Genomic DNA, 14,253 nt, shown 5'->3' on the forward strand with positions numbered 1-14,253 from the left:
GGCTGTCGTACTATCTACGCTGACTGTATTACCAACGGCCCTACTCCAACGGTAACTGGGTCACCATTTTCATCAAAATAGGTTCCTGGCACTGGAGAAAAATTACCGTTCGGCCCCTTTTGTGCAAGAGAATTACCTATTGATCACCTTAGCTGAGCCAACATATACAACTGAGCAAAAAAACAACGCTAGAGTAAACCCTACCAAAAAGATTGTAATTCCATAAAGTAAACCGCTGCTACCGCCATATTCTGACATCGAGTTAGTAACCAAGCCCGACCATAAAAGGAGCACCCCAAAAATTAAAGAGGTAATAATTGATATAGCTATACCTTTTCCTCGTGATCGAACAATTACAACCGAGGCAGTGAAAGACAATAAAATGACCGCCAGTGATCTAATTAATATGTAGATAACATCTAAATGCCCACTTTCATCAATATAACCAGTGCCGGCTTGAGAAAAGCCAAACCATGAGACCATTGCCAAATTTAGGGTAATTAGAGTCCAACGGAAACCTAATTTGTAATTCATTGTTATTACCCTAGCCGATCGGTTAAAATTTGTGCGGCGAAGAGCTTTAGTTGATCAAGGTTGTGATAACTTATTGATTAATAACGGACTTTTATGAATACTGATTAAGTGCTTTACTTGGCAGTCCACTTTTTCTTGGCGGTTTTTTTTCCGATATTCACGTGTCCCCTTGCTGTGGGAATGCCTGGTTGCTGCCATGACACTCTCCGTTTGTTTTGGGTCCTGGTTAACCAGGTCGGTGTTTATGCTCGCGAGGTACTGCCGGTGCGGCTGAACTTCGTTAGCAAATATCGTTAGCTGCAAATCAGACATGGCTGGATTATCTACCAAAATTCCAGCTCCTGCACATCCGTCACAAACTCTCCATTGTTGATCAATGCCTGTCCCTGCGCACGTACTACAAAGCCTCACAGAACCTGGACCATCATCAACTTTGGTCTTGATTTGAATCATTTCGGTCTTGCCGACTTTAGAGGAAGCTTCTTTGGAGGAGGCAAAATATAATAACAGAGTATATCTGGCGTGTGAGGCTTACAAGAAAATGTCAAACTAAAGGGGCCACTCTTTCAGCATATCACTAGTAATATACTGGTCAGGCTCATACTTACTTAGAAATCTTTTGAAATCCATCCCAAGCTTTCCCGGCGAGGATTTGGACATCGAATCTAAGTCTTTCAGTACAAAGCCTACCTTCACAGCCCCCTCGATATTAGCTTGGTACTTAGTCAACACTGCATTCCAGAGGAAGGAAATAGGACGAGCCCATTCTCTCAAATTGCCGCTATGAGATAAAGGTACAAACTTCCCGCTAGAGTCAAGTATCCAACCATCTTTTGCTTTTGATCGCCGATTCTCCAGAGTGACAAATGTCTGCTCGTCCAAAAAACGAGCCCCTAATGCTTTGAAGCTACTCTTTGTGTGCACTGTAATTTTTCCATTTAAAAAGCACACTACAGGAAATGTAATAACCGAATCCATTTATTATCCTCGATTACTCGCCCTTTCCAGCTTTAAGGCTTGCCCCAAATGGTAACGCATACACCATCAAATTTTCGCTCCTCTCGGTAGATAAGTGGCCCTCTGCAATGCACACTTAAATTCAAATGAGCCACTTTGCACTTGAGTCACATGTGTTTGGGTGGGTTGTGCCCACCCTATTTCGTTATGAATTATCTGACACGGGGTTACAGTCGATTGTCCTCTAGGTACTTTAGCGCAACACTTAATGCTTCATCAGGCTCTGTATTGATGTGGGGTTGAATTTTATATACTGGTTCGCCGCGTATCGAGGCTGACTGCCCTATTGGCAGCGCAATTGTCGTACCGTTTGTAAATTCAAATGTATAATTTGTAGACATTAGGCCTGCTGTCTCTGATCCTATCAGAATAGTATTTTCTCGATCTAAAAAAGTTTGGGCGAGCATCTCTGGCGCACTACCAGTATCATCACTTATCAGTACAATTACTCTTGCTTTTGAGAGTGGATGATGCGCAGTAGAATTATCTTTCCGTGATAGAGATCTTTCCATTGACGTCCTATTACCGGCCTCAACACTACCGTCTTTCAACCAGAAAAATTCTTCCGATCCGTCAACCAATTGGCTTGAGTAGAGCTGCTGATCTGAGAAAAACTGTCTGGTGAGATAAAATAGCGGGACCAGATTACCCCCTGGTTGATCGCGCAAATCAATAATCCAATTCTGTACCCCGTTTTCACTATATTTCTCGATTAGTGCGCCTGTGCGGGTAAATTCCGCCTGTCGAGCTGTTTCAGAACCAAACTTCTTGGGGAGAGAAATTAAGGCAGTTTTATTGCCAACTAAACTTAATTCACTCTTCAGTTGTCTTGTTTCTCCATACGCGGAGGTATCTGCCCGATTATAGATTGTAAGATGTTTATGATTGAGTTTTGAAAATAATGCAGTGAGAGCCGCATCTGCTTGATCATCGTTTTGAATTCCCATAAAAACGTCGTCTGCAAATTGTTCGAACTCTGTAATATCGATCGTGTCGCGCAAAATGTAGTGATCTTTGATTAGTGAAAGCGCATATTCTTTGAGTTTGTCGTAAGACTTGTTCGATTCAGCCTCAGTTTTATCTTGTAATAATTGCACATCTCCCAGCCACACTTCTCCAGATGAAAACATAAGATAACCGACTATTGCATTTGTCGCTTTACTAAGGCGTGGGATGCTCACGGAAACTGTGCGCCAATCGTGAGTTCCACTAACTGGATCATTTCTCATTTCGTATAGATAAAGGGGTGATCCATTGCCTTCAACCTTAACGATAAAGTGGCCAGTTTTAGTGACTTCATTCGCCTTGATTTTGAATTTTAATTCTGTTGGCCCCTTATGGAAAATTGATGGATCAATATCAAGAGTCATAAATAGTTGGCTGTCAGCTTGAGCTACTATATGCGCCAAAGCCCCTTCTGATGTTGAAACAATATTGCGAGTAGCGTTGTTAGTCTGAAATTTCCATTCCTCAGAAATTTGTAAGGTCTTCGAGTCTGATACAGATGTTGAAAGAGCATTTTGTGATAGAGCCAAAAAAGTCAAAACTGCAGTATTAATTATTGTTTTAAAGTGCATGGTCGCCGCCTTTCCTGTCGCATCCTCAAGTAAAGTTAAATTGATGCTAAAGTTTTAAGAAATGGATATTAGAATAGGTGTGTAACCATCTAATCATTGCAGGATGAAAAGTACAAGATTTTATTGCGGTAGCAAATAAATTTTTATTACCTGAAAAAGGTTCATTCGTACTAACTTATTGCGGTATATATTGATCCATTCTTAATCGGCACCTGGATTAAATTCTCATTTGATGTATCAAGGGTAGGTTTTAAATATTACTTCGACGCCACATGATAAAGGTCTTATGACATGGAATATCATCATATTAAATACGAGCAAATTGGCCCTGTAGCCATCGTTACTTTTAACCGTCCAGAGGTTAAGAACTGTATTGGTACTCGCGCTCACCGTGAGCTGGTGGATGCATTCGATCGCTTTCGTACCGATGACGGAGCAAAAGTTGCGGTAATCACCGGTGCTGGCGATTCTGCATTTTGTGCAGGGGGTGATTTGAAAAGCAATCTTGCTGCAACCGAACCCACTAATCACCCCGATCCTGACGTGGCTGTTTTATGTCCTGTAGAGCCCGCTGATATTGCCCGGCATAACCGAGGAGAAGCTCCAGGTATTATAGGTCCATCCCGCTGGACCGATATTTATAAGCCTATCATTGCGGCTGTGAACGGAATTGCTTATGCGGGTGGCTTTGAGTGGGCATGTTTTGCCGATATGCGGATTGTAGAAGAGCAGGCATCCTTTGGAATGACTTGTCGTCGTTGGAATATCGGCCTAGCCGATGGTGGTACTCAGCGTTTGCCGCGTATTGTTGGTATGGGGCGAGCGCTGGAGTTAATCATCACGGGAAAAGTTATCAATGCTGAAGAAGCTTATCGCATTGGGTTGGCCAACGAAGTGGTGCCAAAGGGAACCGCATTAGACCGTGCCATTGAGTTAGCACAGTATATCTCTACCCTTCCCCAGCCAGCGATTCACTCTGATAAAGAAGCTGCCATCCGTGGTTATGGAAAGGATCTTGATGAAGGTCTACGAATTGAGGCTGAGTGCTTTAACCGATTATTCAGCGACTCTGAATCCAGAGCAGAGCTATCCGAAGGCTTGAGGCGCTTTAACGAGCGCGATCATCCTGACCGAGTACGGGGACAAGCCAAAACACCCGGCATTGTTCGTAGCGAAATGGAGTAATTGCGATAAGCCAAAAGAAGGCTGTATTTAAGAGAATATATTGTTTAGGGCTTAGATACCACGAATATATCTCGGACAATGTAGTAGAGGCCCATAGTGGCTATATGGGCCTCATTACTTTGGTGAATCAGTGGGGTTCTTATCGTCACTTTTATGATTTGGACAGGCGCCCTCTTCCCAAGGCCCACTCTTTATTAGACGCATGAATCGGATACATGTTTTTTATTTGCCTTTACGCTCAATCATTCGAATCCATATCCTTACTCCAAGCCATCGGCAAAAATGCATCATCGAGACTGACATTCAGATTGTGGGTAGAGTAATTCGAGAGTACTTTTAGACTGGTTCCAACTATCACCTCTAGAACTGTCTCTTTCGTATAACCTGCTGCAAGAAACGCCTCAACCTCCTCTTCTGTGGCCCATCCACGTTTCTCATTGATAATGACACTGAATGCTCGGAGCGCTTCGAGTTTAGGATCATCGAGTTTTTTGCCACTACGCAGCGCCTTGATTACATTTTCATCTACACCGGCCATTTTGCAAACGGCGGTATGCGCAGCCATGCAGTAGGTGCAACCGTTTAGGCGGCTGTTTGTCATCAGGATTATCTCTCGCTCCGTTTCACTCAAGCGAGATTTATCAAATAATCCCATAAGTGTTAGGTAGCTCTCTACCATTACAGGTGATTCGGCCATGGTTGCCATTAGATTGGGTACAAATCCCATTTTCTTTTTAGCGGCTTCTAGAGTGGGCTTAGAGGCTTCTGGTGCTGTTTCAATTGTGTAACGTGTAAAATTGACCATGAGTCTTACCATATAAGTTGGGTTTTACGGTGCTCGATATCTATTTACATTGAGTGCTTGCACCTCTTTGGCGCCAGTCAGCGCAAAAGAGGTGGAGGTGTTTACATACTATGCAGTTGTAAACTGACTCAGCTTTTCAAGTACGGGAAATAAGTCGCTGGGTTCTGGGCGACGCGTATAGTCAGGATTCACCTCCGCATATGCGATTGTTCCATCGGTATCTATGACATATCTTGCTGGCATAGGTAAGTTCCACGCGCCGTCACGATGGATGGTCGGGAGTTCGACTTTGAACACCTTGTGGAACTCAATTACATAAGGTTGTAATGTCCAGCGGATACCAAGCTTTTCAGCAAGCTTTCCGCTTTGGTCAGTCAGAATTGGGAAGCTTAGCTTGTTATCTCTCTGAGATTTACGGCTTTCAGCGGGCCCTTGCATGGAAATAGCAACCAGGGTTGCGCCACGCGCTTTGATCTCTGCAGCAACTTCTTCTAACGCTTGCAGCTCAATATTGCAGTAAGGGCACCACACGCCTCGATAGAACGTTAGAATAACGGGCCCTTTGGCAAGGAGCCCTTCCAGGGCAACGTCGTTACCCTCTGAATCTGGCAATGTAAAGTATGGGACTTTCTCCCCTACTTTAATCGAGCGTTCAACTTGGCCACTAGCAGCCAATTCCTTGGATGATCTGGCAAAGGCTTCAAATGCTCCTTCCGGGGCCTGTTGCTTAAATACTTCTTTGAAAGCATCTAGTTTGTCTTGAAGAGACATAACCTATTCCTCTAATGGTTTAAAGTTTGGAAGCGCGAGCTTTGGGTAAGCCTTAGATGTGACCTGGCTAATTCTCCAATTGGTCTCTATGCAGGTACTTACGCCAAACCACTATTGGGAAGATTAGTTACTTTGATTTGCGCTATAAACATGCTATTTTGATACTCATTGTATCCATTAGGGACACAATCTGTGTTTCAACAAGCCCATTTGAACGAAATAGTTGTATTTATTGCCGTTGCCGAACATGGAAGCTTTACAAAAGCGGCGGCATCATTGAACTCAACCAAATCAGGCGCTGGTAAGGCAGTGAAGAAGCTTGAGGAGGAATTGGGTCTTAAGCTATTCAACAGAACCACACGAAGTATCAGGCTGACAGAAGAAGGCAAAATATTTCTAGATGCCGCAAAACATGCGTTAGAAACAATCAATGAGGCCAGGCTTTTGCTGCATGCCAGGAAGGATGAGCCTGCTGGACGATTGCGTATCAATTTGCCAATAGGCATAGGCCGAAATATTGTCAGTGCGTTAAAGGGGTTCACGCAGTTGCATCCCAAGGTTACGGTCGAGGTCTCTCTTTCAGATAGCCTGGAGGACGCTATTAGAGGTGAATGGGATGTCGTCGTGAGGATTGGTGAACTGGAAGATAGTTCTTTTATCGCAAAAAAAATATGTGAAACCAGACGTATCCTGTGCGCTTCACCTGAATATCTTTCACAAAAGGGTATGCCAAAGACTTTGGAAGATTTAAAGGAGCATGATTCTCTTGTTTTCCGCGCACCTACAGGAAAATTGAGAGGCTGGTTGTTCCAAGAAGATGGAGGCCCAATTACTGAATTTTCCCCCTCACCGCTAGCAATATTCAGAGATGGACGAACTCTGATTGACGCAGTGGTAGCCGGTATGGGAATAGCTCAGGTATATGATAAAGCGCTTGGCTTTTCTGTTCAAAATAGTGAAGTTGTTGAGTTATTCCCAGAGAAAGTAGTTCCAGGACCGCCTGTTAGCGCACTGATTCCCAGTGGTCGAGCGATGCCGGCAAAGACCAGAGTCTTTATCGAGTTTCTAAAAAAGGAACTGAGTTAAGCCCTGGATTATTAGGTGGACTAGGAATAACCTAAATTCCATCTAGTGCTGTTTCTATTGTTCTTTACAGCCCAGCTCTCGACAGTTGACGGTTCTTTAATGTTGCAAGGCTTTAAAGTTCGATATTACTCTCTGTAACATTCGATATTAATTAATGTATCTTTGAACCCAGGCTCCAATAACATTACCGACATATTCAGCATCTGATTTTTTCATAAGCAAATGATCAGCTTTGTCTAAAGAAATAAAACTTTTAGGATGATTCGCAGCAGCGAATATTTTCGCCGCATGCTCAATTGAAACAGTGCTGTCTAGTGGTGAATGCATTACTAGCAGCGCTTTCCTTAATTCCTTAAGGTTAACCAAGACGTCTGCTTCATTTATATCATCAATGAACTGCTTCTTTAGCGTAAACTCTCGGCCAGCCAGAACCACTCTTGCCTGACCTGTTTTATTGATGCTATCGAGTTCCTCTTTAAACATATGCTGGATGTGTTTAACATCACTTGGGGCAGCTATAGTAACAACAGCTTTAGCTGTCTTTATCATACCAGCGGCTTTCAAAACGGCAGCACCTCCAAAACTATGCCCAATTAACAATTTTGGTGCCTCGAAGCGGTTTTCGATTTCATTGTAAGCACTAAGTAAATCTTCAACATTGGATGAAAAATTAGTATTGGAAAAATCTCCATCACTATTACCCAATCCAGTGAAGTCAAACCTTAATACTGATATTCCTTTACTGGTTAATGACTTACAAATATTGCTTGCTGCAATAATATTTTTTGAGCAAGTAAAGCAATGTGCAAAAATTGCATAAGACTTTGGGATTCCAGCAGATTCTTCTAACTTACCCTTTAATTCTACGCCATCACGATTTGGGAAGTTAAACTCCATGACGTTCTCCAATTTCAATTACTTACAGAATACTCTAATCTCAACAAGGAAAAACCCCTGTCTATCATAGAAAGGGGTATGTGAATATGTGATAGTCTTTTATATGTCAACTGATATAAGGTGGACCTGTATTTGCTTAGGCATCGATAGAATCTTCAGGCTTTATATAATCCATATTGGTTGTTCTAAGGCATTTACTTAATCCCGGTTCAGGCCTGCGATAATATTGCTAGCTAGACAGTTATCTTTCACTCTTCATGGGCCTATCGATAAGCTCTATGAGAGATTGATATTTTACCTCACTAGGCGGTACCTTTGAGAGTTGGGTTAGCATCTAAAGTCTGCGGCTTTGAGCCTTCAAAAACATGCAGAAACGTTGTCGGGTCTGGGCGTCTCCGATAATTGTCGGTCTCATCACCGAATATAACCGTACCATCTTCATTCAGTGCTATCACTGTGGCCATAACGGTATCTTTAGGGTACCCAGGCATTCCTGCAGGGGAACCGTCAATATCTTCAATGCCTAGGGCTTTAGCACCCATTAAGTTGTCATCTTGAAGAATTTCAAAATGACCAGGTAGGTCAAGCTTGTCGGCTAACTTCCTTGAGTTGTCGTAGCCTTGGTTAGAGATAAACTTTACCTTCACATCATATTGCTTAAGTGTCTCAGCATACTTCTTCACTTCTTTTAACTGGTTCATACAAAATGGGCACCAGTTGGCTCTAAAGAACACTAATAGTGTTTTAGATTCGTCAAAAGAAGTGGAAGACACAGCCGATTTATCTAATCGATTAAAATTCATTTCAGGCAGTTTTTGGCCTTTTGATATGGCCTTGCTCTTTCTGCGGTTGTAAACGGAGAATGACCAGACATACCAATGAAGGGATACGAAGCCCAGGGCAGCAGCTGCAATAGGAACGTACTGAGGCAAGGACATTGGAGCCTGGTTCGAATAAGTTGAATAAGCAACCAGTGCAACTCCTATAAAGTTAACGGCTTGAATAACTGGTAACCTTTCTGACGTTCTTGAAATGCTGAACACATTTGTTAAGACCATCAAGAAAAATGGTAAAGGCAGGGTCGCTAAAAGTGCGCCGACCCAAACCGGATTGCCACCAGATATATAGATCATGATGCCGGACCCTACTCCGCCAAGCATGTTTAATAGAATCATTGGTAAAATAAGTTTTGCTTTCATTTCAAGCTCCTGAAGCGTTGGGTTAATGTCCAAAACTTGCGATCTATCCTAGTACATCACTTTGACTCAATAATCAGTTCGAATAGAGAAACAATGTTGCGAAAACGGATACAATTGAATTTATTTTATCGATCTATTAGTTGTGGCTGGCATGAGTAACTTACACTCAGTTCTAGCAGGAATTTAGTATTTTTTAACAAATAAAGGAGCTAGTAAGCTGGAAGAAGGTGTAAAGATATAGACAAGATCAGACCATGATCTGACAGTTCGTCTTGAATAAGAAGGGTTTACCGGTTTTGATGAAAGTGCCTAAACCTAAAAGCAAAACCAAGGATAAACCCCATGATCCATACTAATGATCGCATCATCAAACATTAACTGCTAGGTGATTTCGATTGCAATACCACTCCAAACGTAACTATGCCTTCCAGCGTTTTGATGGCGCAACGTTCGCCATCCAATATCAGCCCTCCAAACTGGTTGATCTTCATTCGGGTTATAATATTTGACTGTGGACCCATCCTTGGCAACCAGGATATTATGGAAACCCATTTCATGAGCAGACCCAGGGGAAGGGCCTCGAAACATCATAAAAGCGCAATTGTAATAGGTGTCGGTAAGCAAGTTCCTCGGCATTCCCCCATTACTAGCTGGCTGTATGAGATTTGTAAACAACGCATTATAATCAACTCTATTGCCCGGCTGCGCGAATTGAAGGCACATGTCTTTCTGGGTCGCGTCATATAAAATCCGACTGGTACGCCCAGGGCACTGGGTATTCACATAGTTTCGCACACGCATCGGCGAACTATTGTTGGCCGCCACTAAGGGATGGTCAACACCGTTTGGCATAGGAGGTAGGTCCGCATTCTGCCATTTGATAGCGCGCCACAGAGTGTCTTCCACAAAACTCTGTGGCCTTGGCGCACGGATATCAAATCCTGATACTGCGATCTCGGTGCAGTGAGCGGCGCAAGAATTGCCGTTCTGACTCGGTAAAGTTTTAAGATTCAACATCAAAATTTCCTTTTTCGTTGTGCTTGACAGTGAGAGTAGTGAGTCCAATGTACCAATTTGATAGGCAGTAATATATAAAATGGAGTGAAAAATAATATTACGAGTTATTACGTAACCATCAGTAAAACCATGTACTTCCCTTTCCTGATTTAAGGTCTATTTTTTTTAATACAACTTTCAAAGGACTTCGAGACTGAAGCAGCTCTGTCTTAGTAACAACACAGAGATATAAGTTCTTAAATCAATCGCTATAGCAGTTCTACGGTCGTTCGTAACCATAGAAATTTTATTAATAAAAAGGGTAATGTTTTTAGTCAACGTTTCAACCTCCACATCCTAGGCATAATCGTAAAAATTTAATAATGCCGTTAGGAAGGCTATAGATGTTTCATGTGGCCCATACACTTCAAACTATTTTTTTATTTATAGATAACGCAGAAGACGGGCCCTTAACTTTTCGGGCCATCCTAATCTTCCATCTATGACAGTTACCAGCTGGAGAATAGCCTCATAAGGACGAGATTTTCAGGAGTGTTAACTCGCTTTCCGTCAGTGCCTTCACTCTACCAATAACCTAATATTTTCTATCAAACTCATTCCAGAGTTTTTATGAACATGCTTTACTAGTGTAAAAAGTTCGGTTATTCCCTGAGCCTCTTTATCCAGCATCACAGGTTATTGGCGGTAGTTCTTTTTGAGAATCTAACTGTTCTAATTTTACTGGTTGCACAACCAGTTCCATAGTTCTGCTTATCCTCCATTAGGCTCCGTTTGTCCAAAATGCGTTTATCTCTGTTAGTGATCAGCGTATCTATCACAAGAACTTTTATGCCTTTCTGATAGTCAAAGTTTGCCAACTAAACTCTGGAAAGTTTTTGTATAGGTGTTGATTGCCATGGAACGACGTGATTTCGCAAAATTATTTCTTGGGGCTACCTCTGTATTTGCTGTCCCTCGACCACTCATCGCTTTAGATGCTTTATCAAGTCATTCAGTGAATGATGATGACGAGTTTCAACGTCTCATTCGCCATCGTATTCTTAAGCAACACGCGGCACATGCAGCAGTTGCAGGTACCCTAAATTTTTCTGATCGTCGAATTTTTACTGTCCGAGTGCCTGAAGCCAAGGATGCTTATCAACTAGGGGACGATACGATTTTTGAAATTGCGTCGTTAACTAAGATATTTACGGCCTTGCTATTGGCTGTTGAAGTTGTACATAAGAGAGTGAAACTCGATGATCCTCTCCAGGATTACGTACCAGCCGGTGTAAAAGCTCCAACTTTTGAAGGGCAACAAATCACTCTCGCCGACCTGGCTACCCATGCTGCTTCTCTTCCTCTAAGACCAAATAATCTTGCTGCATCGGCGCCCGATGCGCCCAATAAGTACGCTGGTTACTCCTTTGAGCAGCTCTATGGTGGCTTGCCAAGCTATCATCTGAAAGCTAGCCCGGGTACTCAATTCAGCTATTCAAACCTGGCTTTTGGGCTCTTAGGTCAAGGACTTGCTTTGAAGGAAGGCCGCTCTTTTGCAACGATACTGCAAGAGCGTGTGACGGGACCTTTAGGGCTAAGTGATACCACTTTAGAGGATGATCCCAAGAAGTCTGCTCGGCGAGCTCAAGGCCATGACTTTTATCTCAGTCCGATCGGCCCAACAAGCGATGGAGTGCTCTCACCGGCTGGTGGTTTACGATCTACAGCCAGCGACCTCCTCACACTTCTCGACCTGTTTATCAACGGTCGAGGTCCTAAGGATTTGGTTGCAGCATCGCGGTTAATGCTGTCAATTGATAGGCCGGGAGGCAGTGATATCACTCGTATGGCCCTGGGTTGGCGCAGGACAACCACCAATGGAGAGACTTACTATTGGTCCAATGGCAGCAGTGATGGATCGCGTACATTTATGGGCTTTAACCCAGCGCGGGGAGCAGGTGTTGTTGCCTTGGCAGATACTGCCAGCGGTGAAGGGCTGGATGATATTGGCCATCACTTCTTGAACCCCGAGCAGACGGTATCTACCAAGATTGTCCCTGTCCCAGACTTCATCACTTTACCAGAGGAGGTGCTTTTGAGAGGTGTCGGGCGCTATGGGCACGGAACAGATGATATTGTCGAAATCAGCCGTGGCTATACAGGTCTTATAGTTTCAGCGGAATATGGAGAGTTCGTAATTCGACCGCAATCGTCCACAATCTATGCATCGAAGATGGTCCCAGGGTTGACTATTGAGTTTGAGGAGGGCGATATGAGCCCTGCCCGCTCGTTTATTCTTCGTCAAGGCGGAAAAGCTTATTCCTATAAACGACTGCCCTAGTTTGAATGGTCGGCTAGTTACTATTGGGGTGGAAGGAAAGAACACATCGCACTCGAGACACGCGTGAATACATCCCTGTAAGCTCCTAATCGGCATCGATGCCTCATAGGGTCCCATGCGCGGTGTATTTTTCCCTTCTCCCTTTTTAGTAAGTGCAGCCTGGGGGAATATTGGAAGAAACAGTTTTAACTTATTGATTAATTGAGATTTTTTATGTCAGTCAGGTCATTGCTGCAAATTGATTTATCAATGCCACGTCTTAATTGGGCTGGATTAGGCAGGGTTTTGTAGTCGCCAACGCTCAGTAATTACTAGCCGAGTTAAAAATCAGCAAAAATCAGTTAAAGTGACTCAAAATACTGCGAACTACCCCAATCCCTCCACAATATTAATCTATGAGTAATCTCCAGAAGAATTATTGCAAGACACTTTAATTCGAGGTGGATTGTTAAGAAGTGCTATTCCTGAATAATTTAAAGAATATTAATGTACAGTCGTGCTAAGTAATATTATATATTCTATTTTACTCTGGTTTGGCATCAGAGCAAAAACAGTGAATTCCATCGCTGAAAGTAGCAGGAAAAGGCAGGAGAATAATTATGACAAAAATAGTGAGCCGCAGTATCAACCGGGAAGTGAGTTTTACCGTGTTGGTAGAGGATAATTCGCCGATACTTTTTCAAACGAAGGTCAAAAAATCACTCGAAAACTGGCTGGATGAAGCACAGACTATCTTAAAGCGAGCGATAGATATGTGCACTGTAGCGATTACATACCCTGATAAGGTTCCTGATAAGTTTAAAAATTTAGTCTCCTACTACTTCGGCCTTCCTATGGATTGCCCGCCACAAAGATATTCAAATTGCGTAAATGCGATACTCCAAAAACTCAGTAAAACCCAGATAGGCTTGAGTGATGATGTAGAGTGTGCGGATGTAAAAATGATGCCCACCTTATGTAAGGTTCAATGCTCTACCATATCGACGATAGGATATCCATTTGGTATTGAGGACCCTTCGAAAAATGCGGCCGGGTTTGTGTTTGTGCCCTTTACGGAAAGTTGGGGCAGATCAATTTCAAACTTCTGTAAGTTGTCATGGGCTGGTGGAGGGCAACTTAAGGGGGGGAGCTTTATGAAGCCCAATCAAAATCCTATCTGCTTGAGTTTTAGTAAAATTTGGGAAAAAGGTGAGGTATTCTGCATTGTTACTCTGATCCATGAAGGAACACATAAATATGCTCAAACCGTGGATCATAAATATTTTAATGATGAAGGCATTGCGGATAAATTGGATAAAGCTATCAGTGAAGGTGGCGCTATATGGATGAAGTTCCATCAGGACAATGGTAAAACCCATGAACAAGCATTCAAGCTTGTTGTACAGCAGGCATTCAATCAGTTACGCGGACAAGATGCAGCGGCAACTCTTATGGCAGAGCTCACTGAAGTCAAAGCGGTGGAAAATGCAGACTCAGTGGCATGGTTCGCGTATGACGTAGCACAGCTTCCCTCTGAGCAGGAAGTTGGGAGAATTGTTACCGGGATGGTAGGTAAACGAAAAGTGCACCCAAGCCTACTTAATCATTAGAGGAAAACCCAGGGGGCAGTCTAATTAATTGAGACGATTACGTTTCCTGCAATTTGGGGTCCTATCCCGAAATCAGAGAACTGTCCCTGGAGACCCAAGGGTTTCTATATTTGGGGTGTAGATGCTCGGGCAAATGCGTGAGTGGTGAAGGATTGGTTGATATTGGTCACCACTTCCCGTACGCCGAGTACACGGTAACAATTTACACTGTTACTACCTCAGATTTTATCGCTGGAATTGGAGAGGTACTTTAGGG

13 protein-coding genes are annotated in these 14,253 nt (G+C 43.1%); 4 read left to right on the forward strand and 9 right to left on the reverse strand.

Going from position 1 to position 14,253, the window contains the following annotated elements; translation table 11 throughout:
• Positions 1-132 precede the first annotated feature (132 nt).
• From ACJJIR_RS10065 to ACJJIR_RS10080, 4 genes are all read right to left on the reverse strand, one after another.
• Positions 133-534: a hypothetical protein gene (locus ACJJIR_RS10065; RefSeq protein ID WP_444908249.1), complete on the reverse strand. Its 402-nt coding sequence runs from the start codon at positions 532-534 to the stop codon at positions 133-135.
• A gap of 54 nt (positions 535-588) precedes the next feature.
• Entirely contained in the window at positions 589-987 is a 399-nt protein-coding gene (locus ACJJIR_RS10070; RefSeq protein WP_444908250.1) for a hypothetical protein, read from the reverse strand.
• A 96-nt stretch (positions 988-1,083) separates the two neighbouring features.
• Entirely contained in the window at positions 1,084-1,512 is a 429-nt protein-coding gene (locus tag ACJJIR_RS10075; RefSeq protein ID WP_444908251.1) for a hypothetical protein, read from the reverse strand.
• A 206-nt stretch (positions 1,513-1,718) separates the two neighbouring features.
• Positions 1,719-3,128 (reverse strand): S41 family peptidase, encoded by a 1,410-nt coding sequence (locus tag ACJJIR_RS10080; RefSeq protein ID WP_444908252.1) that lies wholly within the window; start codon positions 3,126-3,128, stop codon positions 1,719-1,721.
• A 291-nt stretch (positions 3,129-3,419) separates the two neighbouring features.
• Here ACJJIR_RS10080 and ACJJIR_RS10085 point away from each other — a divergent pair, with 291 nt between their 5' ends.
• Entirely contained in the window at positions 3,420-4,313 is an 894-nt protein-coding gene (locus ACJJIR_RS10085; protein WP_444908253.1) for an enoyl-CoA hydratase/isomerase family protein, read from the forward strand.
• A 238-nt stretch (positions 4,314-4,551) separates the two neighbouring features.
• Here ACJJIR_RS10085 and ACJJIR_RS10090 read toward each other — a convergent pair whose 3' ends face one another.
• Together ACJJIR_RS10090 and ACJJIR_RS10095 are read right to left on the reverse strand one after the other, a co-directional pair.
• Positions 4,552-5,118 carry a carboxymuconolactone decarboxylase family protein gene (locus ACJJIR_RS10090; protein WP_444908254.1) on the reverse strand — a complete coding sequence of 189 codons (567 nt, stop codon included), beginning with the start codon at positions 5,116-5,118 and terminating at the stop codon, positions 4,552-4,554.
• Between the two features lie 108 nt (positions 5,119-5,226).
• Positions 5,227-5,889 (reverse strand): peroxiredoxin-like family protein, encoded by a 663-nt coding sequence (locus tag ACJJIR_RS10095; RefSeq protein WP_444908255.1) that lies wholly within the window; start codon positions 5,887-5,889, stop codon positions 5,227-5,229.
• A 192-nt stretch (positions 5,890-6,081) separates the two neighbouring features.
• Between ACJJIR_RS10095 and ACJJIR_RS10100 the strand changes: the two genes are divergently transcribed.
• The gene (locus tag ACJJIR_RS10100; RefSeq protein WP_444908256.1) at positions 6,082-6,975 is read left to right on the forward strand and encodes a LysR family transcriptional regulator; all 894 of its coding nucleotides are present in this window, start codon (positions 6,082-6,084) and stop codon (positions 6,973-6,975) included.
• A 147-nt stretch (positions 6,976-7,122) separates the two neighbouring features.
• Here ACJJIR_RS10100 and ACJJIR_RS10105 read toward each other — a convergent pair whose 3' ends face one another.
• The 3 genes from ACJJIR_RS10105 to ACJJIR_RS10115 form a co-directional block, all read right to left on the reverse strand.
• Entirely contained in the window at positions 7,123-7,872 is a 750-nt protein-coding gene (locus ACJJIR_RS10105; RefSeq protein WP_444908257.1) for an alpha/beta hydrolase family protein, read from the reverse strand.
• A 302-nt stretch (positions 7,873-8,174) separates the two neighbouring features.
• On the reverse strand, positions 8,175-9,071 hold the full coding sequence (locus ACJJIR_RS10110; protein ID WP_444908258.1) for a peroxiredoxin family protein: 897 nt from the start codon (positions 9,069-9,071) through the stop codon (positions 8,175-8,177).
• Positions 9,072-9,452: 381 nt separating this feature from the next.
• Entirely contained in the window at positions 9,453-10,088 is a 636-nt protein-coding gene (locus ACJJIR_RS10115) for a hypothetical protein (RefSeq protein ID WP_444908259.1), read from the reverse strand.
• An 895-nt stretch (positions 10,089-10,983) separates the two neighbouring features.
• On the opposite strand from ACJJIR_RS10115, the gene ACJJIR_RS10120 reads away from it, so the two are divergent.
• Both ACJJIR_RS10120 and ACJJIR_RS10125 read left to right on the forward strand, forming a co-directional pair.
• Positions 10,984-12,408, forward strand: a complete 1,425-nt coding sequence (locus ACJJIR_RS10120) for a serine hydrolase domain-containing protein (protein ID WP_444908260.1) — start codon at positions 10,984-10,986, stop codon at positions 12,406-12,408.
• A gap of 599 nt (positions 12,409-13,007) precedes the next feature.
• Positions 13,008-13,997, forward strand: a complete 990-nt coding sequence (locus ACJJIR_RS10125; RefSeq protein ID WP_444908261.1) for a hypothetical protein — start codon at positions 13,008-13,010, stop codon at positions 13,995-13,997.
• The last annotated feature ends 256 nt before the right edge of the window (positions 13,998-14,253 follow it).

This window comes from Microbulbifer maximicatervae (SeqCode), from assembly GCF_052467385.1.

Bases quoted from the DNA above. Each gene is read 5' to 3' on its own strand.
- ACJJIR_RS10065 (WP_444908249.1), bottom strand. From the start codon at position 534: ATGAATTACAAATTAGGTTTCCGTTGGACTCTAATTACCCTAAATTTG.
- ACJJIR_RS10070 (WP_444908250.1), bottom strand. From the start codon at position 987: ATGATTCAAATCAAGACCAAAGTTGATGATGGTCCAGGTTCTGTGAGG.
- ACJJIR_RS10075 (WP_444908251.1), bottom strand. From the start codon at position 1,512: ATGGATTCGGTTATTACATTTCCTGTAGTGTGCTTTTTAAATGGAAAA.
- ACJJIR_RS10080 (WP_444908252.1), bottom strand. From the start codon at position 3,128: ATGCACTTTAAAACAATAATTAATACTGCAGTTTTGACTTTTTTGGCT.
- ACJJIR_RS10085 (WP_444908253.1), top strand. From the start codon at position 3,420: ATGGAATATCATCATATTAAATACGAGCAAATTGGCCCTGTAGCCATC.
- ACJJIR_RS10090 (WP_444908254.1), bottom strand. From the start codon at position 5,118: ATGGTCAATTTTACACGTTACACAATTGAAACAGCACCAGAAGCCTCT.
- ACJJIR_RS10095 (WP_444908255.1), bottom strand. From the start codon at position 5,889: ATGTCTCTTCAAGACAAACTAGATGCTTTCAAAGAAGTATTTAAGCAA.
- ACJJIR_RS10105 (WP_444908257.1), bottom strand. From the start codon at position 7,872: ATGGAGTTTAACTTCCCAAATCGTGATGGCGTAGAATTAAAGGGTAAG.
- ACJJIR_RS10110 (WP_444908258.1), bottom strand. From the start codon at position 9,071: ATGAAAGCAAAACTTATTTTACCAATGATTCTATTAAACATGCTTGGC.
- ACJJIR_RS10115 (WP_444908259.1), bottom strand. From the start codon at position 10,088: ATGTTGAATCTTAAAACTTTACCGAGTCAGAACGGCAATTCTTGCGCC.
- ACJJIR_RS10120 (WP_444908260.1), top strand. From the start codon at position 10,984: ATGGAACGACGTGATTTCGCAAAATTATTTCTTGGGGCTACCTCTGTA.
- ACJJIR_RS10125 (WP_444908261.1), top strand. From the start codon at position 13,008: ATGACAAAAATAGTGAGCCGCAGTATCAACCGGGAAGTGAGTTTTACC.